The following is a 25,872-nucleotide window of genomic DNA, read 5'->3' as shown; positions in this document are numbered from 1 at the left end:
GGGTTCGATGTTTTCTCGAACAGGCGTTCGGATTCTTAGTGGGACGACGGCTAAAGAACCCTACGGCAATGTCGATAAGCCATGGTCATACGACGACTTTGCGTCCCGCCCCTACAACAACGAGCCCCCGCTATGAGCCTACGCAACCTGACCATCGCCCGCCGCGCCGGCCTTGGGTTTACCCTGATTTCCCTGTTGGTCGCGTTGCTCGGCTGGTTCGCCCTGAGCCAGATGTCGACGATTCGACAGAGCGAGGTGGCGGTCGAGAGCAACTGGATGCCGAGCATGCGTCTGGTCAACGATATCCGCGAAGCGATGCTGCGCATTCGCACCATCTCGCTGCGGGTCGCCCTCGACGCCGATCCAAAAAACGTCAGCGTTTATAAAGGCCAGATGGACGCACGTTCGAAAATCCTTGATGAAAAACTCACCAGCCTCGACGCCTTTATCGACACGCCGGAGGAGAAGGCGCTGTACGGCAAATTCCGCGCGACCCTGGTTGAGTATCAGCGCGGTTTGACCCAGTCATTCGCCCTTGCCGAAAGCGGTGAGCTAAAGGCACTGAACAAGCTGCTGCTGGTGGACATGAAGACTGCCGTCGACAACTCCGGCGCGCAATTGGGCGATCTGGGTGATTTCTACTCCCATCAGGTTGAGCTCGAAGGCGCGGCCGCCGAAGCGCAATACGGCAAGTCGCGCAACGTGGTGCTGGTGTTCGTGCTGATCGCGGCGCTGGCCACCGTGGTGCTCGCGGTGTGGCTGACCCGCAGCATCGTGCGGCCGTTGCAGCAAGCGGTTGATGCCGCCGAATACGTGGCGAAGGGCGATCTGACCCACGACATTCGCGTCGAAGGCAATGACGAAGTCACCCGATTGCAGAGCGCGTTGCAGCAGATGCAGACCAACCTGCGCTCGACCCTGAGCCTGATCGGCAACTCGGCGAGCCAGTTGGCGTCGGCCGCCACGGAGCTGAATTCGGTGACCGAAGACAGCCATCGCGGCCTGCACCAGCAGAACGCCGAAATCGAACAGGCCGCCACGGCGGTGAACGAGATGACCTCGGCGGTCGAGGAAGTCGCGCGCAACGCGGTGTCGACGTCCCAGGCCTCGAGCGAATCGAACACTGCGGCCCGAGACGGCCAGAGCCGGGTCATTGACACGGTCAATTCGATCCAGACCCTGTCCGGCAACGTCCAGCACACCTCGGACCTGGTGCAGACGCTGGCCGAGCAGTCCAAGGACATCGGCAAGGTGCTGGACGTGATCCGTTCCATCGCCGAGCAGACCAATCTGCTGGCGCTGAACGCTGCCATCGAAGCCGCACGGGCGGGCGAGTCCGGACGCGGGTTTGCCGTGGTCGCCGATGAGGTGCGCGCACTGGCTCACCGCACCCAGCAGTCGACCCTGGAAATCGACAAGATGGTCACCACCATGCGCAGCGGTTCCACCGAAGCGCTGGAATCGATGTCGGTGAGCCGCACCCGCGCCACAGAAACACTGGGGCTGGCCCAGGGCGCCGGCGAGTCGCTGAACCGGATCACCACCTCGATCAACGAAATTTCCGAGCGCAACCTGGTCATCGCCAGCGCTGCCGAAGAGCAGGCCCAGGTCGCCCGGGAAGTGGACCGCAATATCGTCAACATCCGCGACCTGTCCATGCAATCGTCGTCCGGTGCCAACCAGATCAGCGCGTCGAGCAATGAACTGTCCCGGCTGGCGGCGGAGTTGAATCAGGTGGTGACGCGCTTTCGGGTTTGATTGCGGAGTTCAAAGCCCTCAAAGGCTTCCCGGCTAAAGCCGGTCCTACAGACGTCCCACAGTCCGCGCCTTTCACCTCATTCACTTGCCTGTCGCTGCCCTCGGCTTGCATGATTCGCCCCGACTAATAATTCCTGGCGGGCCGAACCTGCCGACAAGATAGGTGAAGGGCAATGGATGACGTGAATCGCGATTTCAGCAGTTGGCTGCGCTCCCCGGGTCACACGGCCTGGCTGATGCAGGAGGGCAATCGGCTGCTGGCGTTTGCCAAGGCCTCGAAGCTGCCCCAAGGCTTCGGCAATCTGGACGATTTCGGCCGGCTCACCGCCGATGCCGTGGCCGAAACCATGAACACCGCCCGCATGACCCACAGTTTCGCCATGGCCCACATCAACGGTATTCCCGGTTGCGCCGCGCTGGTCGATCACGGCATCGCCGCACTGGCCGGGCCGTTGCGCGACGCTGAGCACGGTGGCTGGTTCGCCAAGCCACTGGAGCACAGCGACGACACCGGCAAGAACGCTTACCTGCACGCCTTCGTTGCCCTGGCCGCCAGCTCTGCAGTGGTTGCCCGTCGCCCCGGCGCGCAGGCGCTCCTGGAGCAAGCGATTCAGGTGATCACCGGGCACTTCTGGAGCGAGGAGGAAGGCGCGATGCGTGAATCCTTCGACCGCGACTGGAGCAACGAAGAAGCCTATCGCGGCGCCAACAGCAACATGCACAGCACCGAGGCGTTTCTCGCTCTGGCCGACGTCACTGGCGATGCGCGCTGGCTGGAACGGGCGCTGAGCATCGTCGAGCGGGTCATCCATCAGCACGCCGCCGGCAACAATTATCAAGTGATCGAGCATTTCACCCTGCAGTGGCAGCCGATGCTCGACTACAACGTCGACAAGCCCGACGACGGTTTTCGCCCTTACGGCACGACGCCCGGCCATGCCTTCGAGTGGGCCCGGCTGGTGCTGCACCTGGAAGCGGCGCGGCGCAAAGCCGGGCTGGAAGCGCCGGCCTGGCTGCTGGAAGACGCGCGGGGATTATTCGAAAACGCCTGCCGTTATGGCTGGGACGTCGATGGCGCGCCGGGGATCGTCTACACCCTCGACTGGGAAAACCGCCCGGTGGTCCGCCATCGCCTGCACTGGACCCACGCCGAAGCGGCCGCCGCCGCAGCCGCACTGCTGCAACGGACCCACGAGCAGCCATACGAAGACTGGTACCGGACGTTCTGGGAATTCAGCGAGACGCTGTTCATCGATTACGAAAACGGCAGCTGGCGCCACGAGCTCAACCCGCAAAACCAGCCCAGCGCCGACATCTGGGCCGGCAAACCGGACCTGTACCACGCCTATCAGGCGACGCTGCTACCGGTGTTGCCGCTGGAGCAAAGCCTGGCGACGGCCTTGGCGAGCCGGGCCTAGTCCGCTGGATCCTGCGCAGTCTCAAGGCCAACACTCCTACAGGTGATGTGTTGTTTGAGGAACGGTGCATCTCGCTCAAACCTTCAACTCAATCCACGTCGGTGCATGGTCACTGGCGTGGGGCAGGTCCCTGACCCAGCGATCCACGCCCGCATTTTTAAGTTTGGGCGCCAGATCCTTGCTCAACAGCAGGTGGTCGATGCGCAGGCCGGAGTTGGTCTTCCAGTGGTTGCGGAAATAATCCCAGAACGTGTAAATCCGCTCGTCCGGAAATTTCGCGCGCAGGGCGTCGGTCCAGCCCTGGTCCAACAGGCGCTCGAAGCAGGCGCGGCTTTCCGGTTGCAGCAAGGCATCCTTCAGCCATGAGCGGGTGTTGTAGATGTCGTTGTCGGTGGGGATGACGTTGTAGTCCCCGGCCAGCACCACCGGATGCTCGCTGTTGAACAGCGAGTCGGCGTGTGTGATGAAATGCTCGAACCAGTCCAGTTTGTACTCGAACTTCGGCCCCGGCTGCGGGTTGCCATTGGGCAGGTAAAGGCAGCCGACGATCACGCCCTGAACAGCCGCCTCCAGATAGCGGCTGTGCTTGTCCTTCTCATTGCCCGGCAAACCCCGGCGAATCTCCAGCGGCTCACTGTCGCGGGACAGAATCGCCACGCCGTTCCACGACGGCTCGCCCTGCCAGATCACGCCGTAGCCGGCATTGCGGATGTCGTCGGCGGGAAAGGCTGCGTCGGCGGCCTTCAGTTCCTGCAGACAGACGATGTCGGGCGCTTCCTTTTCCAGCCATTGCAACAGAATGGGCAAACGCGCGCGGATGCCGTTGATGTTGAACGTGGCGATTTTCAGCGTGGCCATGGCGTCCGCCTCCAGTGAGTGTGAAGGGTTGGAGGTCGCAGGAGCGATGAAGATTCCGTCAGACTGCGCGCGCGAGACTGTGTGCGCGAGACTATGGGCGCGAACCCGGCCGAGCGGATTCACGCAAAGCGGTGCGACACGCGAATCACCTGCCGGGCGATGTACGCGCCGGTCACAATCACAGCGAACAGCCGCAGCGTCTGCATCGCCAGCACGAAGCCGACGTCCGAATGGGTGTCGATGGCAATGATCGCCATGGCGTCAAGGCCGCCGGGGCTGGTCGCCAGGTACACCGAGAGAAAGTCCTTGCCCATGATTTCAGCGATGCCCCAGGCTGACAGGGCGCAGAGCAGGATCAGCACCAGCGCGCCGGCGATCATCGCGGGCAGCCGCCGCCAGACATAGCTGATGGTCACGCGGTCGAAGCGCAGGCCGATGTAACTGCCGATCGCGCCGTAGGCAATCGCCAGCACCCAGGTGGGCAGGGTGATCTGCAGCATGCCGCTCAATTGCAACGCGCCGCCGAGCAGCAAGGGCACCAGTAACGCCCCGGCCGGCAACCGACTGCCGAGCATCACGCCGACCCCGATCACCAGCAGGCTCAGCCCCAGATTGAGCAGGTTCATCCCGTGCAGCAGCGCGTCGGTGCTATGGGTGTCCGAACCGCCGGCATCGGCGCCGATCAGCCGGCTCACCAGCGCGCCGACCATGACCACGCAGACCACCCGCACGTATTGCATGGTGGCGACCACCCGGGAGTCGGCGCCGTAATCCTCGGACATCGCGACCATCGCCGACGCCGCCCCCGGTGAAGTCCCCCACGCCGCGGTGCTGCTCTGAATGCCGCCCCAGCGCGCCATGGCGATGCCGACCACCGCGCTCAACGCGACGGTGAGCAAGGTGGCGAAGACCATCACATGCCACGACTGCATCGCCGCCAGCAAAACGCCAACGGTCATGGAGTGGGCGACCAGCACGCCGACGGTGCCCTGACCCAGGCGGAACACGTGCTTGTTGAGGCGAACACTGGCCCCGGCAACGCCGAAGCCGATCGCCACCAGCATGGGCCCAAGAAACAGCGCGGCGGGGACGTGGAAGTATTTGAACAGTTGGCCGGCGCTACCGGCCATGAGGATGAGCAGCAACCATTGGGTCAGCGGGTGCTGGTGGGCGAGGGCGAACGAGGCGGGGCGTTGCAACGCGGATCTCCAGAGCATTGGTGATTCCTGGTAGGTGTTTTCCAATGACGCCCAGTATCGACAGCGCAATCGATCAAGTCTATTTTCTAATAATCATGAATTGATAACTTTGGTTGATATATGGACCTGCGTGACCTGACTTATTTTGAAACCATCGCCGAGCTCGGTCACCTGGGCCGGGCGGCGGAAAAACTCAATCGCAGCCAGCCGGCGTTGACCAAAAGCATCCAGCGGCTGGAGGAGTCCTTCGGCACCAAGCTGTTCCAGCGCGACGGCCGCCGAATCAAGCTCACGCCGGTGGGGGAACTGCTGCAGGCGCGGGGCAAGGTGCTGCAGCAAAGCATCGCCCAGACCCAGCGCGAGGTACGCGATTTCGCCAGTGGCGCGGTAGGGGATATCCGTCTGGGCTGTGCGGCGACCATGGCCGAGTACCTGCTGCCCGAGCTGACCAATGCGTTGCTCAAACGCTCGCCTCAAGTGACCCTGAAACTGGTGATCGGTCAGGACGATATGCTGCGCGAACAGCTGCGCTCCGGGCACCTCGACATGATCATCTGCGCCCAGCGCGGCGCCGAAGAGGAGTTCACCTTCTACCCGATCCTGACCGACGAAGCGGTGGTGATCGCCAGTCGCAATCACCCGATCTTTAAGGCGCCGTTCGAGATGCGCGACCTGTGTCGCTATCGCTGGGTGTTGCCGCCGTCCGGGGTGTCGTCGCGCATCTGGGTCGATGACGCCTTCGCCCGCCACAACCTGCCACTGCCGGACGTGCAAATCGAATCCAACTCGATTTCCCTGCTGCCCCGACTGATCGCCCAGACCAGTCTGCTGAGTTTCATTGCCCGGGAGACGCTGGAGTTCGGCAAGAACATGCAGGACCTGCGCGAGGTGCAGCTGGAGCAGACCACCATGGAACGTACCCTGTGCGTCATGCTGCGCCGCGAAGGCTATCTGTCGCCTGCCGCCCACGCCATGGTGCGGATGCTGCGCGACGACGGCGGATCCTTCCTCAGTTTGTCCTGACCGGTGCTTTTAACCCGCCGGGTGGGTTAGCCTGCACACAGACATTCAACTTCCGGAGCGTCAACGATGCAGGTACAGATCCAGCCACAGACCCGCCAGCCGGGCGCCCACGCCATCGCCTATCTGGCCCACGATGGCGAGCATTTCGGCGGCGATCAGTCGCCCCTCAACGACGCCGATTCCGACGAAGACCGCGACCCGGAGGGCGAACTGGATTTGAGCGAACTGGATCTGGACGAGTTCGCCGACGCTGACAAGCTGGACATCAGTTCGTCGAACCTGGAATAGACGAGGGCGTTGGTGCTCGTATCAAATTCATGAAGACACCGCAGATGGATCTGCCATCTGAGGATCTGTGGGAGCGAGCTTGCTCGCGAAGACGGCAGTACATCCGCCAGATATTCAGCGGATGTACCCACCACTTCGCGAGCAAGCTCACTCCTACAGTGTTGGGTTCAGCCAGCCAGATGCGCAGCCAATGCCTCAACCGCCTGCTCCGCCGTCTCGCTACTGCCGGCCCAGGTACACGCCAGCATCAAATTACGCGGCAAACCGAAATCCTCCACCTGAAACCCCTGCGCGTCGAAGCCTGCCGCGTCATGGGCAATCTGCTCGCGCAACGAGCCATTCGCTGCGAAATACGCCCAGACCGGTTTGCCCAGCGCAACGGCCATCCCCACTTCGAAAGCCGTGCCTGAATCCGGCTCGGCGCCGCGAAACGGGTCGAGGTTGGCTAGCACCGCGTCGCAGCCTCTGATCACCGCGATATTGGCGTTGCAAATGACCGCGGCGGCCTCTTCAGGCGACAGCCCCTGAGGCACTTCGTTATCAAAAGGGTACAAACCCTCAAGACCGTGCCGAGCGCAGAGGGCTTTCAACGCGCGGCCGTGCTCGATGGCGTCGGCGCGAAACACGTCGAAGCCTGCGAGATAAACGAGGGGTTTGTCAGCGGAAGCCATGACGATCTCCTGAAAAATGCGTGAAGGGAGTGTAGCGGGTGGGCAGCGCTCTTTGGTCCGCGCCGTTGATCGGGCGGGCGCCATCCTACAGCAGTCAGGGCTGGAATCTGTACGGATAACCAGTATCCTGACGCTCTTCCGTCAGCCTTTACGTGACCTCGCCGTGAGCCTTTCCCCCCTCGACAATCCGTTTTATTACCTGGAGAACTTCCGCCAGGTCCTGAACTGGATCGCCCAGCGCTACGACGACCTGCTCGATGAAGACGAGCGTCGCTTCATCGACGATTTTGCCCAGCTGCCGCAGCCAGCACAGGCCTTGCTGGTGCGCATGGTCATGCGCAAAGGCACGCTGTTCCGCGCCAGCAAGCTGGATTACGCCGAGATCGGCGATGTCCGGTTGGCCGCCGCGCCACTGCTGGAATCCGGCTGGGTCGACGGTCAGCCTCATCTGGACATTCACGCTCTGTTCGCGCTGCTGCGCAAAGATGAGCTGGGCCAGTGTTTCAAAGCCCACGGCGTCAAAAGCGCCGAGAAAAAATCCGACCTGCTGCAGCGCCTGCTGCCGATCTACGAATCGCCCCAGCGCCTGGAGCACTGGTTTGCCGGGTTTGAAGAAGTGATCTTCGCCCTCCAGGTCATGCCCCTGTGCGACCGGCTTCGCTTGCTGTACTTCGGCAACCTGTATCAGGAGTGGTCGGAGTTCGTGCTGGCGGACCTGGGCATCTATCGGTACGAAAAAGTCGAGTTTTCCGTCGAATCCCGTGGCATCAACCAACGCGCCGACATCGACACCTGCGTGCACCTGCACAGCTGCCGACAGGCGCTGGACGACGGCATGGCATTGACCGACCTGGCGCCGCAAGCGCTGGCGGTCACGACCGACAACCCCTGGCTGGCCATGCGTCGCGCCAAGCTGTTGTTCAAGATCGGCCAGCAGGCCGAACGCGAGCAGGACTGGCCGCTGGCGCTCAGCGTCTACGCGCAGTCCAGCTACCCTGGCGCCCGCGTGCGCAGGATTCGCGTGCTCGAACGCAGCGAGCAATTTCTCGACGCGATGACGTTGCTGCTGGAAGCCCAGTTGGCGCCGGAGAACGACGAAGAAACCCAACACCTGCTGCGCATACAGCCGCGTCTGAAACGCAAGCTGGGCGAGGGCAGCGTGCAGAAGCGGTTGAAACGAACGGTCACTCGGCTTGATTTGAGCGTGCTGCCGCTGCCCGATCACAGCGTCGAACGGCTGATCCAGCAGCACCTGGCGGAGGAGGGCAGCGAGGTGCACTACGTCGAGAACGCGCTGGTCAATTCGCTGTTCGGCCTGCTCTGTTGGCGGGCGATCTTCGCGCCACTGCCGGGGGCTTTTTTCCACCCGTTCCACAGCGCACCGAGCGACCTCTACAGCCCGGACTTCTACCAACGCCGCGCAGCCCTGTTCGACGAATGCCTGGCGCAGCTCGACGACCAGCGCTACGAAGCAGTGATCCGCGACACCTACATCAGCAAATTCGGCCTGCAATCGCCCTTCGTGTTCTGGGGCGCGCTGACCCCCGAACTGCTGGATCAAGCGCTGCATTGCCTGCCGGCGCAACACCTCAAACGCTGGTTCCGCCGCCTGCTGCAAGACATCAAAGCCAACCGCACCGGCATGCCCGACCTCATCCAGTTCTACCCCGAACAACGCCGCTACCGAATGATCGAAGTCAAAGGCCCCGGCGACCGCCTGCAAGACAACCAACTGCGCTGGATCGACTTCTGCGCCGAACACGACATGCCGGTGGTGGTGTGCTATGTGAAATGGGCGGAAGAAGAAGTGCGGGCGGTGGGGTGAGCTGGGATTGGCTGACGCGGGGACAGATTAATTTACGGTGAAGCGCTGTAAATAAATCAGTCCCCTTTAAACAAGTCCCCTTTAAACAAAAGGCTTCCCGGCTAATGCCGGTCCTACTAACCGTTTTTGATCTTCATACGCAAAAAGTTCAGACACCGCCAATCGCGACTTGGGTGCAGGCCGAACGCAGACGACGCGGAGTGGGTCGAGCCGCATGGATGCGGCGAGAGCGCCGTCAGGACATGGATGTCCGTTCGGCGCGGGCCCACGGAGCGTCGTCGGAGTGAGGGTACCCTGACGAAGGAAGGGCCCAACCAGGAGCAAGCACCCTTGGTTACTTGGGGTGCTTTTCCAAGTAACTCGCCGAAGGCGAAATGTCTGCCCTTAGGCAGACGCTTTAGATCTTGATCCTGAAAACACCTGCCTAGCGCTTGAGCTTCTTCGCCACCACCGGCAACGGCGCAAACAACGCCGCAATATCCTCATCCTGCAACTTCCAGTCCCCAGCCTTGCGCCCATCCAGCACACCCGCCGCCAGCGCCGCCTTCTCCTGCTGCAAATGCTGAATCTTCTCCTCCACCGTCCCCCGCGCAATCATCTTGTACACGAACACCGGCTTATCCTGACCAATCCGATACGCCCGATCCGTCGCCTGATTCTCCGCCGCAGGGTTCCACCACGGATCATAGTGAATCACCGTATCGGCCGCCGTCAGATTCAGCCCCGTGCCCCCCGCCTTCAGACTGATCAGAAAAATCGAATGCTTGCCGCTCTGGAAATCCTGCACCGGCACCCGCCGGTCCTTGGTCTTCCCGGTCAGCAGCGAATACGCGATCCCGCGCTGCTTCAACTCCGCCTCGATCAACTCCAGCATCGACGTGAACTGAGAAAACAACAGAATCTTGCGGTTTTCCGCAAATAACTCCTCCAGCATCTCCATCAGGCTATCCAGCTTGCCCGAACTCGACTGCCGCGGATTGACCGGCGCACTGTTGACCAGCCGCAGGTCACAGCAGACCTGACGCAGCTTGAGCAACGCTTCAAGGATAATGATCTGGCTGCGCCCCACGCCTTTCCGGGTGATCTCGTCGCGGACCTTCTTGTCCATCGCCAGACGCATGGTTTCGTACACATCGCGCTGGGTGTCATTGAGCTCGACCCAATGCACGATCTCGGTCTTCGGCGGCAGTTCGGTTGCCACCTGCTCCTTGGTCCGGCGCAGCAGGAATGGCTTGATCCGCGCATTGAGGTGCTCCAGGCGCTCCTCGTTGCCGAGCTTTTCGATCGGCGTGCGGTAATTGCTGTTGAACTGCTTGGCATCCCCCAGCCAGCCGGGCATCAGGAAATGGAAAAGCGACCACAACTCGCCCAAGTGGTTTTCCAGCGGCGTACCGCTCAGGCACAGACGCTGCCGCGCATTCAACTCACGCGCCGCCTGCGCCGCTTTGCTATTGGGATTCTTGATGTACTGCGCTTCATCAAGCACCAACACATGAAACAGTTGCTGGCTGAGCACTTCGACGTCGCGCGGAAGCAGGGCATAGGTGGTCAGGATCAGGTCGACATCCTGCAGGCGCTTGAAATCCTGATGGCGCTGGGTGCCGAACAGCGCCAGTACTTTCAGCTGCGGCGTGAAGTGTTTCGCCTCGTCCATCCAGTTGGGGATCAGGCTGGTGGGCATCACCACCAGCGCCGGGCGATCGAGACGCCCGGCCTGTTTCTCCAGCAGCAGGTGCGCCAGGGTTTGCAGCGTCTTGCCCAGGCCCATGTCATCAGCGAGCACGCCGCCGACTTCCAGCTCGCGCAGGGCCTGCATCCAGCTCAGGCCCTCCAGCTGATAAGGCCGCAACGTCGCATTCAGGCCTTCCGGCACCTCGCCGCGCACATCCTTGATGTTCACCAGTCGTTCGGAGAACTGCCGCAGCCGGTCGCCGCCCTGCCACACCAGCGGCAGGTCATCGAGCTGACGGAGCCGCGCGGCGTCCGCAGTATTCAGGCGAATGGCGTTGTTGCCATCCTCGCGCCAGTAGAAATCGCCGAGGGTCGCCAGCACCGGTTTCAATCGGCCATAAGGCAGCGCCACCTGAATCGGCACGCCCCCACGCTGAGTGAAATGGTTGAGCTGAACCAACAACTGCTCGTCGTCCCGACGCTTGGCGATACCGCTGGCGGTCATCAATTCCGGGTGGGTGCGCAGCAGGTTGATCAGGATCGGCAGCAGGCTCAGCCGCTCGCCGTTGACGATGATCCCCAGCTCCAGATCGAACCAGTCGCGCTCCGGCTCGTCATCGACCACGGCATACCAGTCGTCCACCGGGGTCACGTCGAAGCCGAAGTCCTCGCTCATCTCGACCTGCCAGCCTTCGGCGCGCAACCGGGGCAACTCGTCGAGAATGAAGCTCAGCCAGGCTTTGTCGTTCGGCAGCTCGAACATTTCGCCAGCACTGTCCGGTAGCGCCTTGCTCTGGCGGGTGGCGATGCGGAAGCCCAGCTCCTGGAGCTGTTTGCGGTACACGCCTTCACGCTCCGGATGCCGGCGCATGCGCAGCGTCTCGTCCGGCAAATGCCAGAGGATGTCGCCGCCACGGCCCGGGGCAGGCACGCCGGACACATAGGATTCGCGATAGCGAAACGCCAGGGCGGCGCGGTGCTGGATGTGCCGCTGCATCTTGCCGTTGCGCGGCTCGTAGGCGCTGTACTCGAAGCTGGCGAGAATCAACCGCGGCTCGGGCTTGATGTTCTTTTCCAGGCGCTCGGGCAACTTGGGTTTTTGCTCGACGACGTTCGGCCTGCGCGCAACCGCTTCGCCATCGACCGCTGCCAGAATCCCGGGGCTGTTTTCCGGGGCCTGCAAAAAGAACAGCGCCGCCGCACAGTGCTTGCAGTTGTTTCTGACCGGGCAGGTGCATTTGCCGACGATGAAATTGCGCGTGCGCTCCGGGTCCTTGAACAACAGCGTCTGGGTGTAGTTCTCCAGGCTTGAACCCCGGCACACTGTGCGCACGACATCGCCGCTCAGGTGGTCGAGCATGACGCGCTTCTGCCGCGCGTACTCCAGACCCCGCTCGACTGACTGGGTTTTGAACAGGGGTTCCCACGGCAGGGCGAGGGCTTTTTCCAGGTTGGACGCCACGTCTAGGCCTGCGTCAGCGGGGTGGCTGGACAGGAGAAACCTTGATCAGCATGGCGAGGCTTCCGTTGTCCATGTAAGTAAGTTCTCCGTTTCTGACCCGGGTGGCCTGACGCATGCGTTCGCTGGTCACCAACACGCCATGACTGTCCACCTGGTTGACCCAGAAATTCGCGTCGATGTCAGTGAAGCGCGCCAGACCCAGGCTCACCGTCCCCTCGATGGGGAAGTGCCCGAACTGCTCCTGACCGTCACTGATCGCCACCTTGCTCGGCGTGGCGCTGAGGTCCTGTTGCCAGGCGGTGTGCAGCAGCACTTTATAGCCGTCGCTTGATTCCAGCTTGTTCACCAGGGTGTCCAGCGCTGTCGGCGTCTGGCTGTCCGTGCCCAGCCGCTGTGCCCCTTCGGCCCAGTTTTCCGGCGCGGGTTGATTGGTCGCCGCCGGCTCGCCGTTCTGGCGGAACAGGATCAGTTCCACCTGATAGGCGCCATCGGCGAAGGCCGCCGGGGCAAACAGCACCAGCAGCAGGGTGAAGGAGCGGATCAAACCCATGGTGAATCCTTAAGCCGATTTTTTGGAAGGCGGTGGGGTCAGGCGTTCGAACAGCGCCTCCAGCGTGGCAAAGCGTTCTTCGGGGCGCTCCATCGGTACCATGAATTTGAACAGCGTGGCGCCTTCGAACTTGTAGCGTTTGGGCTGGCTCTGGATCAGCTTGATCAGCGTCAGCGGGTCGACCGGGGTCTCGGCCGCGAACTCGATGCGTCCACCCTGGGGCCCGGCGTCGACCTTCTTGATGCCCAGTTGCTCTGCCTTCAGCTTGAGGGACGTCAGCCGCACCAGGTTTTTGGTGGGTTCCGGCAACAGACCGAAGCGGTCGATCATCTCGACCTGCAGGTCCTTGAGGCCCTCTTCATCGGCGGCGTTGGCGATGCGCTTGTACAGAATCAGGCGCGTATGGACGTCCGGCAAATAGGCTTCCGGAATCAGCCCCGGCACCCGCAGATTGACCTCGGGACCGCCACCCAGCGGCTGGTCGAGGTTCGGCTGCTCGCCCTTGCGGATCGACTTCACCGCGCGTTCGAGCATTTCCATGTACAGGGTGAAACCCACCGCTTGAATCTGCCCGCTCTGGCCGTCGCCGAGCAGTTCGCCGGCGCCACGGATTTCCAGGTCGTTGGTGGCGAGCACGAAGCCTGCGCCGAGGTCTTGGGTGTTGGCGATCGCCTCCAGACGCTTCTCGGCATCCGGGGTGATCTGCTTGCGCGGCGGCGTCAGCAGGTAGGCGTAGGCCTGGTGGTGACTGCGCCCGACCCGGCCGCGCAACTGATGCAGCTGGGCCAGACCGAATTTGTCGGCACGTTCGATGATGATGGTGTTGGCGCTCGGCACGTCGATGCCGGTCTCGATGATGGTCGAGGCGATCAGCACGTTGAAGCGCTTGTGGTAGAAGTCGCTCATCACCTGTTCGAGATCACGTTCGTGCATCTGGCCGTGGCCGATGCCGATGCGCGCTTCCGGCACCAGTTCGGCCAGGTCTGCGGCGCATTTCTCGATGGTCTTCACATCGTTGTGCAGGTAGTACACCTGACCGCCGCGCAGCAACTCACGCAGCAACGCCTCTTTCACGGTCGGCTTGTTCTGCTCCATCACGAAGGTGCGCACCGACAGACGACGGGCCGGCGGCGTGGCGATGATCGACAGGTCGCGCATGCCGGCCACGGCCATGTTCAGGGTCCGCGGGATCGGCGTGGCGGTGAGGGTCAGAATGTCGACCTCACTGCGCAGGGCCTTGAGCTGTTCCTTCTGACGCACACCGAAGCGGTGCTCTTCGTCGATGATCACCAGTCCGAGGTTTTTGATCTTGACGTCGTCCTGGAGCAACTTGTGGGTGCCGATGACGATGTCGATCTTGCCCTCGGCCAGATCGGCCACGGCGGCGTTGATCTCTTTCGCCGACTTGAAGCGGCTCATCACTTCAACCGTCACCGGCCAGTCAGCGAAACGGTCGCGGAAACTGTTGTAGTGCTGCTGGGCGAGGAGGGTGGTGGGCACCAGAATCGCCACCTGGCGGCCGCCGTGTACGGCGATGAACGCCGCGCGCATGGCCACTTCGGTCTTGCCGAAGCCGACGTCACCGCAGACCAGACGGTCCATGGGCTTGGGCGCGAGCATGTCGGCGCGCACGGCCTCGATGGTGGTCTGCTGATCCGGGGTTTCTTCGAACGGGAAGCCGGCGCTGAAGGTGTCGTAGTCCAGCTTCGGATCGGCGAAGGCATACCCTTCGCGGGCGGCGCGGCGGGCATAGATGTCGAGCAGCTCGGCGGCCACGTCGCGGACCTGTTCGGCGGCCTTGCGCTTGGCTTTCTGCCAGGCTTCCGAACCCAGACGGTGCAAAGGCGCGAGCTCGTCATCGCTGCCGGTGTAGCGGGCGATCAGGTGCAGGTTGGCCACCGGCACGTACAGCTTGGCCTCTTCGGCGTAGGCCAGCATCAGGAACTCGGCGACCTGATTCTCGACCTCCAGCGTGGCCAGCCCCAGATAACGGCCGACCCCGTGATCGATGTGCACCACCGGCGCGCCTTCACGCAGCTCGGCGAGGTTTTTGATCACCGCGTCGCTGGCGTGGCTGTCGGCGCGCTTGTCGCGACGACGACGCTGCATGACCCGCTGACCGAACAACGGGCTTTCTGCCACCAGCGCCAGCGCCGGCTCCTCCAGCACCAGGCCTTCGTCCAAAGGCCCGATGGTGATCGCCAGACGCTCCTTGCTGTCGACGAACTCCTGCCAGCTGTCCAGGGTTTTCGGGCGCAGCTTCAGGCGTTCGAGCAGCTCCAGCAACACTTCACGGCGACCGGCGGATTCGGCCGTAAACAGCACGCGTCCCGGGAACTCGCCGAGGAATTTCGACAGCGCCGCCAGCGGTTGATTTGCTTTGGCTTCGATGGCCAGATCAGGCAGCACCTGCGCCGGAAAACGCTCGCGGCCAACGCCGCTTTCGACGTCGTCCTGACTGGCGACCACGCGGGGCCAGTTTTTCAGGCGGGCAAAACAGTCGTCCACCGGCAGGAACAGCTCGGCCGGTGGCAGCAGCGGGCGCTCCGGGTCGACACGGCGCTCTTCGTAGCGATTGCGCACGTCCTTCCAGAACGTCTCCGCCGCCGCTTCGATCCCTGGCATCGAGAACACCTGGGTGTCCTGGGGCAGGTAGTCGAACAGGGTGGAGGTCTCTTCGAAGAACAGCGGGATGTAGTACTCGATACCGGCGGGGGTGATGCCGCTGTTCAAGTCCTGGAAGATCGGGCTGCGGCGGAAGTCGACGTCGAAGCGTTCGCGGAAGCGCGCCTTGAAGCGCGTCACCGCTTCCTTCTGCAGCGGGAATTCCTTCGCCGGCAACAGACGCACCGAATCGACCTTGTCGATGGAGCGCTGGGTTTCCGGCTCGAAGGTGCGCAGTGTTTCGATTTCGTCATCGAACAGGTCGATGCGGTAAGGCAGTTTGCTGCCCATCGGGAACAGGTCGATCAGCGCGCCACGGACGGTGAACTCGCCGTGCTCATACACCGTGTCGACGTAGCGATAGCCGCTGGCTTCAAGGCGGGTGCGCATGGCGTCGACGTCGAGCTTCTGGCCGACGTCGAGCACCAGGCTGCTGCCGAGCAGGAAACTGGTCGGCGCCAGACGGTGCAGGGCGGTGGTGATCGGCACCACCAGCACGCCGTGCACCAGCTCCGGCAGCCGGTACAGGCTGGCGATGCGCTGGGAGATGATGTCCTGATGGGGCGAGAACAGGTCGTAGGGCAGGGTTTCCCAATCGGGGAAATGCAAGACCGGGAGATCAGGGGCAAAAAACTTCAGTTCCTGTTCCAGTCGCTCGGCGCTCTGGCTGTCTGCGGTAAGCAGCAGGGTGAAGCGTTTCGCGGCGCTGGCAGCCTCGGCGATGGCGAGACTCAGGGCGGCACCGGGGAGGTTACCCCAATGTTGTTTGCCTGCTGCAGCAGGCAGAATCGGAAGGCGCAGAACGGGCACGGAAGTTAAAGCTCCAGGCGTTGCGGCAAAGCCGAGGAGTGTAACTAATCCGCAGAGACGCTGTCAGTTTTGTGCGCCGGGAATTATGTAGTGCTCCAGGTCGTGAAAAGTCTGGATTGCTCATAAACAAAGGCCTGTGCATAATGTAGTACCTTTTTTCAGCCCCTACATGTGGAAGGTTCCCGTGACTCAGAAGCCCGACCAGTGTCTTGGTGAATGGATCGATCGTGAAGCCCTCGCCGAGGCGATGATCCCGCTTATCGGTCAGCTCTACCGCAATAATAATGTGGTGAGTTCGATCTATGGCCGCAGCCTGATCAACCGTTCAGTCATCGCGATTCTCAAAGCACACCGCTTTGCGCGTCACCGCCAGGCTGACGCCAGCGAGTTGTCCGTACACGAGACGTTCCCCCTCGTCAAAGCCATGAGCGAGCTCAAGCTGGGCGCCGCTTCCGTGGACCTGGGCAAGCTGGCGGTGAAGTACAAGGCCGAGGCCAATGGCCGCACCCCTGAAGAGTTCATCCGCGAAGAAATGGCCGAGGTCATCGGTCAGCAGAATTCCGGTGAGCGCAAGGGCACTGACGTCGTACTATACGGCTTCGGTCGCATTGGTCGTCTGCTGGCACGCATCCTGATCGAAAAAACCGGTGGCGGCGACGGCCTGCGTCTGCGCGCCATCGTGGTCCGCAAGGGCGCTGAAAACGATCTGGTCAAGCGCGCGAGCCTGCTGCGCCGCGACTCGGTCCACGGTCCTTTCGACGGCACCATCACCATTGATGAGGCCAACAACACCATTTGCGCCAACGGCAACCTGATTCAGGTGATCTACGCCAAGAACCCGGCCGAGGTGGATTACACCCAGTACGGTATCAAGGACGCGCTGCTGGTCGACAACACCGGTGTGTGGCGCGATGCCGAGGGCCTGGGCCAGCACCTGCAATGCCCGGGCATCGACCGCGTGGTTCTGACCGCGCCGGGCAAGGGCAAACTGAAGAACATCGTGCACGGCATCAACCATCAGCAGATCACCGCTGATGACAAGATTATCTCGGCGGCGTCCTGCACCACCAACGCCATCGTGCCGGTGCTCAAGGCGGTCAACGACAAGTTCGGCATCGTCAACGGTCACGTCGAAACGGTTCACTCGTACACCAACGACCAGAACCTGATCGACAACTTCCACAAGGGCGATCGCCGTGGCCGCAGCGCTGCGCTGAACATGGTCATCACCGAAACCGGTGCGGCCACCGCTGCAGCCAAGGCCCTGCCCGAGCTGGCCGGCAAGCTGACCGGCAACGCGATCCGCGTTCCAACGCCAAACGTGTCCATGGCCATCCTCAACCTGAATCTGGGCACTGCGACCACCCGCGAAGAGATGAACGAGTACCTGCGCCACACTGCGCTGTATTCGGATCTGCACAAACAGATCGACTTCGTGAACTCCCTGGAAGTGGTCTCCACCGACTTCGTCGGCTCGCGTTACGCCGGTGTGGTGGATGCCGAAGCGACCATCGCCATGGATAACCGCGTTGTGCTGTACGTCTGGTACGACAACGAATTCGGCTACAGCTGCCAGGTGGTCCGCGCGATGGAAGAAATGACCGGGGTCAACCCGCCAGCCTTCCCGAAGTAGGTTGAAAGCAGCGGCAAGCGCTAAGCCGCAAGCTGCAAGCTGAACTGCGAAGAAAAAAAACGCCCCGACTGGTTCGGGGCGTTTTTGTTTTTACTTGCTGCTTGAAGCTTGCCGCTTGTCGCTTATAGCTCTCGGCGATCAACCGACCGCTGTCACGCCCTGAATCCGCGTCTGACCCTTGCGGAACAGCACCAGCGTGGCGATCAGGCCCAGCACCGCCGCGCCGCTCAGCCAGATGCCCGGTGCGGCTTTGTTGTCCAGCACGTGAATCAGGTAAGTACAGGCCGCCGGCGTGAAGCCGCCGAACGTCGCAGTCGCCAGGCTGTAGGCCAGGGAGAAGCCGGTGGTGCGTACTTCGACCGGCATGATTTCGGTCAGGGAAACCACCATCGCGCCGTTGTACGAGCCGTACAGGAAGGACAGCCACAGCTCGACCATCAGCAGGTTGCCGAAGCTCGGGTTGGCGGTCAGCCAGGACAGGGCAGGGTACGCCGTGATGATCGCCAGAATGGTCGCCGCCAGCAGCAGGGGCTTGCGGCCGATCCGGTCCGACAGCGCACCCATCACCGGCAGCCAGATGAAGTTCGAGATACCGACGCAGACGGTCACCAGCAAGCTGTCCAGATCAGACAGGTGCAGCTCGTTTTTGCCGAACGTCGGGGTATAGGCGGTGATCAGGTAAAACGACACGGTGGTCATGACCACCAGCGCCATGCCGGCGATGACCAGACCGAAGTTCTGACCGATCGACTTGACCACTTCGCCCAGGCTTGGGCGGTGGTGTTGCGCGCGGGCTTCGAACTCAGGGGTTTCTTCGAGGGAACGGCGGATCACGAAGATCGCCGGAACGATCAGGCAGCCAATCAGGAACGGCACGCGCCAGCCCCATTGGCCCATGTCTTCCGGGCTCAGCCAGTGGTTCAGGCCGACGCCCAGCAGACCGGCGAAAACCACCGCGGCCTGTTGGCTAGCCGACTGCCAGCTGACGAAGAAGCCCTTGCGGCCCGGCGTGGAAATCTCCGCCAGATAAACCGAGACGCCGCCCAGTTCAACCCCGGCCGAGAAGCCTTGCAGCAGGCGGCCAATCAACACCAGGATCGGTGCGGCGACGCCCAGGGTCGCGTAACCCGGCACGCAGGCAATCAGCACCGTACCCATGGCCATCATCGCCAGCGTAATCACCAGGCCTTTTTTCCGGCCGTGATGGTCGATGTAGGCGCCGAGGAAAATGGCACCCAGCGGGCGCATGAGAAAGCCGGCGCCAAAGGTCGCCAGCGACAGCATCAACGATGCGAATTCACTGTCGGCGGGGAAGAAGGTTTTGGCGATGGCCGTGGCGTAAAAGCCATAGACCATGAAGTCAAACATTTCAAGGAAGTTGCCGCTCACAACGCGAAATATCGCCTTGCCTTTGCCCGTGTTCGAGGCCATCTGGAATTACTCACTTAAGCTGTCTAGCTGGGGGGATCCGTTGTATTTATGCGTCCTCTGCTGCGGCGCCCGCGCTTGGCCTCGGGCGCCCCAGATTTGTAACGATATGTGTAAAGCTGGCGGTTGGCAATCAGAACGCCCCGCCCATCGACCACGGACCTCCCGCTGCGCCCACGCGAAAACAATATTTATGTATCCCATCGATGGGCTCATTCCCGGTTTAACTCCCCGCAAATTCTCTCAGTGCCTGACAGGCCCCTGAGAGATCCTCAATCCCTTGCACGAGTTAACCGGCAAATGAGCCCGAAATTTGACCTGATCGCTGCGGCTTCCCGGCGACCGACCCTGAATGACGTCGCGATCAAGCAGCTGCATTGCGCAGTGCAACAACAATTCCCGAACCTTGAAATCGATCCCGAGATTTCCGTCATCACCCGTACGGGCCCCGACGGCATTCAGCGCGCGGAAACCCTGCTCAAAAATCTTCAGCAGGCATTTCTGACAGGGAAAACCCCACGCTGGCGCGCCGGCGCCAACACATTTGTCATTGATCCCGCTGTCCGGGACGTGACTGCGACGCCAATCGATTTTGACGAACTGAATATCCTGGTCGATACAGTTGCTCTGGACCTGAACGACCAGTTTCAGCGAGCGACGGTGGAATTCTGGGGCGCGTCGGCGGCAGACGGGCAAACCCTCTGGGCACGCCTCGCCGATGCGTTGAAGAAGGGTTATCTGAAGGCGCTGGACGACACCCCGGGGTTGCCCGAAAACGAGGGGGATTTCCTGCGTCCCCTCGCTTCTTTTTCCGATCAGACCCAGCGCAATTTCATGGTGAGTCTGGACCAGGCCCATCCGGACGATGTCATTCGCGCCTGCATCCCCCAGGCAGTGGACGCCTCGTCACCGGCGTCAGTGCTGCCCGTGCTGGCGGCGACCGGTGTCTGGGGCGGCACGGAGATGTTCTTCACCTGGCAGTCGCCGGGCCTCCTGGTCAGTCATGGCTCGCTGACCGAGCTGATAGCCAGCATCGATACTCCTCAGTCCGTCGCCCATCCCCGGACCTGGGTGCTGCGCGAGGTTGAGGGTGATCTGTTCTGCGCGCTGGCTCAGTCGATACTGGCCCATCAACTGCAGCAGATCGCCCGGCTGGACGCCGCCGACGCGGAAGATTTTGCTGATCTCGATCGCCGTATGGCCGCTGCCACCGACATCACGCCTTTTTTGCTCGCGGCCGTCCCCGGGATGCAAAGCCCCGAGACGCTTCCGGACTGGTTGCGCAACGCCAGTATTGCCGACCGAATGGATTTCAGCCGTCGAATGATTGCCGTGGCGAGCGCTCCGTCGGGGGCACCCGGCACGTTTAACCAAGACCTTCCGCCATTGCTGGATTACGCCAGCCAGCAACTGCAGCGTGAAATGCTCGCCGATCACCCGGAGGCCGCGGATCTGCTGATCGCCGATCTGGACGTGGTTATCCGCAAAGTGATCGCCGCTGCCATTCCCAGCGGTGGTCAAGTGGTCGCCTCAGGCCTGGTCGAGCCCGTACGCATGAGCCTTGCCGAGTTTGCGCTGGAAAACCTTTCCGGCGAGCCGGCCGGTGCGCTGCACGTCGTGCACAGGGACGGCACGCCGGCGCCGGACTGGTTCAGTGGCGATTATCTGCGGTTGCTGGTGTGTCAGGTGGACATCGGGCGCCACTATCCGGCGCTGCTGAAACGGGTGTTGGTGACTGACCCCGTTGAGTCCGCCAAGCGACAGGGGGCGTATATTGCCCAGCTTCGCGCTCAACTGCCTCTGCAGGCGCTGGAGCTGAAAATGCGTGGAGAAGGGCATTTCTACGACAGCGCCTATCAGCACGTTATCGCCCTCATGCAGCCGCCGCAGCAGCGCCCTCCAGCGATGCGCAACACGACTCTGCGTCCGCTGGCCTTCCACGCAACGGCGGGGTCCCAGGCGGATGAGGTCGCCAACATGTTCGTGATCGGTGATCGCGATACGACCCGAGGACCGGTGTTGCTGTACCGGCCGTTTTCCCGCCAGTCGCTGACTGAGTTCACGTCCTGGGCTGCGCTGCGCACCGCGATTGTCGAGCCGGGCGAACTTCAGAGCGACGTACTGACGTGGATGGACGATCACGCACGGCAGATCTACGCCAATAGCGGCTTTGATCAGCCCCATGTCGTGCGCTTCGGCCAAGGGTCGGAGTTCGCGCCCCTGGAGACGCCGGCGCCTGCACAGCTGGCGGTCGACGAAGTCGTCGGTGATCCGCTGGTTGCGCTGTTCAAGGCCAACGCGTCCGCACTGATCCAGCTGGCGGACAGGCAGTCCACCTCCAACGCCGAAAGCCGCTGGGCGCTGCTCAAGCGTGGCGGCTGGCTGGCGCTGGAATCGCTCATGCCTTTCATGTCGGGGCCGGTCGGCCACGCGCTGTGGCTGGTTCAACTGATGAGCGAAACCCAGGGGGCCCTGGCTGAAGACGGCAATGCCACTCCCAGCGAACACAGGGAATCCATGGGCAACGTGCTGCTGACGGTGGCGATGCTGCTGTTGCACAGCTCGCTGGGCGAGGCCGTCACGTCCGGTCGCCAGCGCGCTGCCCGGGTTCTGCGACCGACGCTGGCGGATCTGCTCACAGCGGCGTCGACGCCTTCAAGCGGTTCAAGCGCTTCAAACCCGTCGACCCCGATCATCCCGGCCCCCGCGCCTGATCCTGTTGCCATGCCGGCCAACCTTGAAAACCGGCTCGACTTCACCTGGTCTCGACCCGATCAGAGCCTGACCACGGTGCAGAAGCTCGCGCTGCGGTCGTTCGAAATTCTGCCGACGCCCGAGCTGCCGCAGCCGTCGGACGCTCCTGGTACGCACGGTCTGTATGAGCAGGACGGCGCCTGGTATGCCCACGTCGACAACGCCGTCTTCAGGGTTCAGGTCGATGATGGTGACGTGCAGATTGTTCATCCCCACAACCCCGAACGCACCGGGCCATGGCTGATGCGCGAGGGTGATGTGTGGCGTCTGGACCTCGGGCTGCGACTGCGTGGTGGAGGCCCCAAGCGCAGCGCCCGGCAGTTGTCCCTGGAAAATGCCGCCCGGTTCAAGCGCGTCAACGCCGAGAAGTCCGAGCTGCTTAAGCGTCAGAACGATCTGTACATTCGCATTGTGGCGAACGACAACCGCATTGATGCCACGCCCCTCGAACAGCACCACGAGGTCATTGCGCTGATCGAGACAGACGTCCGCGCCGTGATGGAGATCATTGACCGCAAAAACGAGCTCGATCTGTCGCTGCGTCCTGCCGACCGCACCCCGGACAAAACCTATGCCACGGACCTGCAAGGCATCGCCCGGCGGATTTGTTTGCTGGAGGGCGTGCTGCTCAGCGACATGCTCATCGTGGCCCAAGAAGACCTGGCCCGGATGCGCGCGGTGTCCAGAACCGTTTCGCCGGAGAATGTGGGGCTTTATCTGGGGTTGTTCGAAAAGTCCCTGGTGCTGCAAGAGAGCGGCGTGCACTGGGCGATGGTCAGAGAGGGACTGTGGCAAAGGCTGCGCGAGGTGCCAAAGGTGGGCGAGGCCTACTGGCGCACGGAGGCGCTGGAGTTCTACAACAACCGCATGTTCTCCCTGATTGATTGGCGCGCCAGTCGCATGTGGTCGTCCCTGGAGTTGTGTTTCAGTGCCGAGAGCGTCCTCGATACCCAAAGAGCTGTCAGGTTCAAGCGTCTGCTCGACGACGACTCGCTGCACGCCGCACTCACCTCTCAGGCGGAGCTGGAAAGGCCTCACGATTACACGATCGCTGAACAGATCAGCGTGCTGGAGAGCTCGCTCAGGGAGTATGACCGGGCCTCGATCGTCGCCCTGGCCACCTTCGAGAGTGAGCCCGAGGTGGTCAATCCCACGCACTTTCACCGGTTTTTCGAAGACCTGTCGGCGATTTCCGATCGGGCCGAGCACCGGCTGTCGGCCCTGATACGCGAGAGCGAGGAACCCGCCGATACGCCTGCTGAATATGTCCCGAGGGTCAGGCAGACTCGCAAGCGAGTCATCAAGACCCGAGGGCAGCGCACATTGATCGGCCGACTGCGTGAAGGCGAAGAGCCCTCACTGGGTGAAGTCGTTGAGGTCAAGGCGGCCACCGGTGATCGCGTGGTCGGGGCGTACCACCAGCACGCGGAGGGTGAATGGGTCGAAATTGAGGAGCAGCCACGCAAGCCGGTCAATCGCGACAGTATCGTTCCACTGGCGGAGCTCATGCGTCGAAGCCGCGCCCTGCTGGAACGGGTGGAGCCCGAGATTGCCAGCGCGGTGCGTCAGTCCCGCCGTGCCAACGAGCCCGAGGACATGGAAGACATCCTGGTCCAGAAGGCCGACAAGCTTGGCGAGCTGGTGGAAAAACTGCAGGTCCATCTGGACGACCCCGATGCGGGAGAGGACGGCGCTCGGTCGCTGCAGGCGGTGCTCGACGATTTGCAGGCGGGCCAGTCGCGGTTTCGCGAGCAGGGGCGCCAGCTGCGTATCGAGATGATCAAGCGCCAGCCGCCGACGGCCAGTCGCATCAGTTATCTGGATCGCCAGCACGAGGTGCACATCGCCAGGGTGGAGGGGAGGAAAAACATGTCGGGGGCCCGTCGCAACGATTTTGTGCAGGAGTATGCGATCCGCGACAAGGACGACCACCTCCTGTGGTGGGCGCATTTTCACTACGCCACTGAGCACGCGGCGGCGGATGCCTTCACTGCCGCGCACCTTAAACTCCCGGAACAGCGGCTTATGGGTTACAGCGCGATGCTCAAGGCCGCCAAGGACAACAAGGAAGTGGTGAGCATTTATCGCAGCGCCATCGGCAAGGAACTGGCGCAGCGGTTGTTTCTGCATCTGGCTGAGTAATTCCTCAGGCCAGGGCAAAGGCAGATGCCTGGGCGTGCGATTTTTTTAGGATTCGTCACGCAAGGGATTTATCATCCGCAGCAATTCGGCGGTCGAGTGAGGTTTCCAGCACTCGACCCGCGACTGCGCAGAGAAGTCTGCCGGGGGACGCGACCAAGGGTTAATGGTCGTTTGTCCTCGTTGAGACTAGACTGCGCCGCGAGTTTCGATCCTTCATGCCGCCCGCGGCGGCATGATTCAGCCAGAGGCACCAGAGTGGTGTCTCGGCCAGTTCTGAGGAGTACGCATGGCTGTCTACAACTACGACGTGGTAGTGCTGGGTTCGGGCCCGGCGGGTGAAGGCGCGGCGATGAACGCTGCCAAGGCCGGGCGCAAGGTCGCAATGGTCGACAGCCGCCGGCAGGTCGGCGGCAACTGCACCCACCTGGGCACGATCCCGTCGAAGGCCCTGCGTCACTCGGTCAAACAGATCATCCAGTTCAACACCAACCCGATGTTCCGCGCCATCGGTGAGCCACGCTGGTTTTCCTTCCCGGACGTTCTCAAGAACGCCGAGAGGGTCATCAGCAAGCAAGTGGCGTCGCGCACCGGTTACTACGCCCGCAACCGTGTCGACGTGTTCTTCGGCACCGGCAGCTTTGCCGACGAGCGCAGCATCGACGTGGTCTGCAACACCGGAATCGTGGAAAAGCTGGTCGCCAATCAGATCATCATCGCCACAGGCTCGCGGCCTTATCGCCCGGCAGATATCGATTTTTCCCACAAGCGCATCTACGACAGCGACACCATCCTCAGCCTCGGTCACACACCACGCAAACTGATCATCTACGGCGCAGGCGTCATCGGCTGCGAATACGCGTCGATTTTCAGCGGTCTCGGCGTCGAGATCGAACTGATCGACAACCGTGACCAGTTGCTGAGCTTCCTCGACTCGGAAATCTCGCGGGGCCTGAGCTATCACTTCAGCAACAACAACGTGATGGTTCGCCACAACGAAGAATACGAGCGCGTAGAAGGGCTGGACAACGGCGTGATTCTGCACCTCAAGTCCGGCAAGAAGGTCAAGGCCGACGCTTTGCTGTGGTGTAACGGCCGTACCGGCAACACCGACAAGCTGGGTCTGGAGAACGTCGGCATCAAGGCCAACGGTCGTGGACAGATCGATGTCGACGAAGCCTACCGCACCAGCCAGCCGAACATTTATGGCGCCGGCGATGTGATTGGCTGGCCGAGTCTGGCCAGCGCAGCTTATGACCAGGGTCGTTCGGCGTCGGGCAGCGCGGTCGACAACGGCGCGTGGCGCTTCGTCAACGATGTGCCGACCGGGATCTACACCATTCCCGAGATCAGCTCCATCGGTCAGAACGAACACGACCTCACCATCGCAAAAGTGCCGTACGAAGTGGGCAAGGCGTTTTTCAAGAGCATGGCCCGCGCGCAGATTTCCCACGAGCCGGTCGGCATGTTGAAAATCCTGTTCCACCGGGAAACCCTTCAGATCCTGGGCGTGCACTGCTTTGGCGACCAGGCATCGGAGATTGTGCACATCGGTCAGGCGATCATGAATCAGCCGGGCGAGGCGAACACCCTCAAGTACTTCGTCAACACCACGTTCAACTACCCGACCATGGCCGAGGCTTATCGGGTAGCGGCGTACGACGGCCTTAACCGGCTTTTTTGAGCGGCTCCGGCCGGTGGCCTGAGCCGGCCGGGGAGAC

The 25,872-nt window shown here is 62.2% G+C and carries 15 protein-coding genes and 1 pseudogene; 9 read left to right on the top strand and 7 right to left on the bottom strand.

The genetic code is table 11. From position 1 onward, the window contains the following. Window positions 1-81: 81 nt before the first annotated feature. The 3 genes and pseudogenes from IFT99_RS26920 to IFT99_RS18885 all read left to right on the top strand — a co-directional run. A pseudogene (locus IFT99_RS26920) lies at window positions 82-900 on the top strand (MCP four helix bundle domain-containing protein); the annotation flags it as partial. After that, window positions 895-1,758, top strand: coding sequence for a methyl-accepting chemotaxis protein (locus IFT99_RS26915; RefSeq protein ID WP_410929565.1), 864 nt, complete (start codon window positions 895-897; stop codon window positions 1,756-1,758). The pseudogene IFT99_RS26920 and the gene IFT99_RS26915, both read left to right, overlap by 6 nt. Before the next feature lie 173 nt (window positions 1,759-1,931). Further along, window positions 1,932-3,176: a D-mannose isomerase gene (locus tag IFT99_RS18885; RefSeq protein WP_192134264.1), complete on the top strand. Its 1,245-nt coding sequence runs from the start codon at window positions 1,932-1,934 to the stop codon at window positions 3,174-3,176. Window positions 3,177-3,251: 75 nt separating this feature from the next. Here the strand turns inward: IFT99_RS18885 and IFT99_RS18880 are convergent, their stop codons facing one another. Then, window positions 3,252-4,034 (bottom strand): exodeoxyribonuclease III, encoded by a 783-nt coding sequence (locus IFT99_RS18880; protein WP_192134262.1) that lies wholly within the window; start codon window positions 4,032-4,034, stop codon window positions 3,252-3,254. Between the two features lie 119 nt (window positions 4,035-4,153). After that, window positions 4,154-5,251 (bottom strand): AbrB family transcriptional regulator, encoded by a 1,098-nt coding sequence (locus IFT99_RS18875; RefSeq protein ID WP_192134260.1) that lies wholly within the window; start codon window positions 5,249-5,251, stop codon window positions 4,154-4,156. Between the two features lie 102 nt (window positions 5,252-5,353). Here IFT99_RS18875 and IFT99_RS18870 point away from each other — a divergent pair, with 102 nt between their 5' ends. Together IFT99_RS18870 and IFT99_RS18865 are read left to right on the top strand one after the other, a co-directional pair. Then, window positions 5,354-6,256, top strand: a complete 903-nt coding sequence (locus IFT99_RS18870) for a LysR family transcriptional regulator (RefSeq protein WP_192134258.1) — start codon at window positions 5,354-5,356, stop codon at window positions 6,254-6,256. A gap of 66 nt (window positions 6,257-6,322) precedes the next feature. Beyond that, a complete protein-coding gene (locus IFT99_RS18865) occupies window positions 6,323-6,544 on the top strand; it encodes a hypothetical protein (protein WP_065989581.1) in 222 nt (73 codons plus the stop codon). Between the two features lie 167 nt (window positions 6,545-6,711). Here the strand turns inward: IFT99_RS18865 and IFT99_RS18860 are convergent, their stop codons facing one another. Then, the gene (locus tag IFT99_RS18860; protein ID WP_192134256.1) at window positions 6,712-7,215 is read right to left on the bottom strand and encodes a nucleoside 2-deoxyribosyltransferase; all 504 of its coding nucleotides are present in this window, start codon (window positions 7,213-7,215) and stop codon (window positions 6,712-6,714) included. Between the two features lie 163 nt (window positions 7,216-7,378). Here IFT99_RS18860 and IFT99_RS18855 point away from each other — a divergent pair, with 163 nt between their 5' ends. Beyond that, on the top strand, window positions 7,379-9,040 hold the full coding sequence (locus tag IFT99_RS18855) for a VRR-NUC domain-containing protein (RefSeq protein WP_342214632.1): 1,662 nt from the start codon (window positions 7,379-7,381) through the stop codon (window positions 9,038-9,040). A gap of 424 nt (window positions 9,041-9,464) precedes the next feature. Here the strand turns inward: IFT99_RS18855 and IFT99_RS18850 are convergent, their stop codons facing one another. From IFT99_RS18850 to mfd, 3 genes are read right to left on the bottom strand one after another with little or no spacing between them, the layout of a single operon-like run. Further along, window positions 9,465-12,173: a DEAD/DEAH box helicase gene (locus tag IFT99_RS18850; protein ID WP_192134252.1), complete on the bottom strand. Its 2,709-nt coding sequence runs from the start codon at window positions 12,171-12,173 to the stop codon at window positions 9,465-9,467. Between the two features lie 13 nt (window positions 12,174-12,186). Continuing rightward, window positions 12,187-12,723, bottom strand: a complete 537-nt coding sequence (locus tag IFT99_RS18845; RefSeq protein WP_192134250.1) for a CsiV family protein — start codon at window positions 12,721-12,723, stop codon at window positions 12,187-12,189. A 9-nt stretch (window positions 12,724-12,732) separates the two neighbouring features. Then, a complete protein-coding gene (gene mfd, locus IFT99_RS18840; protein WP_122538021.1) occupies window positions 12,733-16,197 on the bottom strand; it encodes a transcription-repair coupling factor in 3,465 nt (1,154 codons plus the stop codon). A 169-nt stretch (window positions 16,198-16,366) separates the two neighbouring features. Here mfd and IFT99_RS18835 point away from each other — a divergent pair, with 169 nt between their 5' ends. Then, on the top strand, window positions 16,367-17,830 hold the full coding sequence (locus IFT99_RS18835; RefSeq protein WP_192134248.1) for a glyceraldehyde-3-phosphate dehydrogenase: 1,464 nt from the start codon (window positions 16,367-16,369) through the stop codon (window positions 17,828-17,830). A 138-nt stretch (window positions 17,831-17,968) separates the two neighbouring features. On the opposite strand, the gene tcuC is transcribed toward IFT99_RS18835, so the two are convergent. Next, window positions 17,969-19,261, bottom strand: coding sequence for an MFS transporter (gene tcuC, locus IFT99_RS18830; protein ID WP_065989595.1), 1,293 nt, complete (start codon window positions 19,259-19,261; stop codon window positions 17,969-17,971). A 297-nt stretch (window positions 19,262-19,558) separates the two neighbouring features. Between tcuC and IFT99_RS18825 the strand changes: the two genes are divergently transcribed. Next, the gene (locus IFT99_RS18825) at window positions 19,559-24,154 is read left to right on the top strand and encodes a dermonecrotic toxin domain-containing protein (RefSeq protein ID WP_192134246.1); all 4,596 of its coding nucleotides are present in this window, start codon (window positions 19,559-19,561) and stop codon (window positions 24,152-24,154) included. 286 nt (window positions 24,155-24,440) lie between these two features. Then, window positions 24,441-25,835, top strand: coding sequence for a Si-specific NAD(P)(+) transhydrogenase (gene sthA, locus IFT99_RS18820; protein WP_065989599.1), 1,395 nt, complete (start codon window positions 24,441-24,443; stop codon window positions 25,833-25,835). The last annotated feature ends 37 nt before the right edge of the window (window positions 25,836-25,872 follow it).

The organism is Pseudomonas sp. CFBP 8772 (assembly GCF_014841665.1).
Lineage (GTDB): Bacteria > Pseudomonadota > Gammaproteobacteria > Pseudomonadales > Pseudomonadaceae > Aquipseudomonas > Aquipseudomonas graminis_B.
This window is presented reverse-complemented; position numbering and strand designations above follow the sequence as displayed.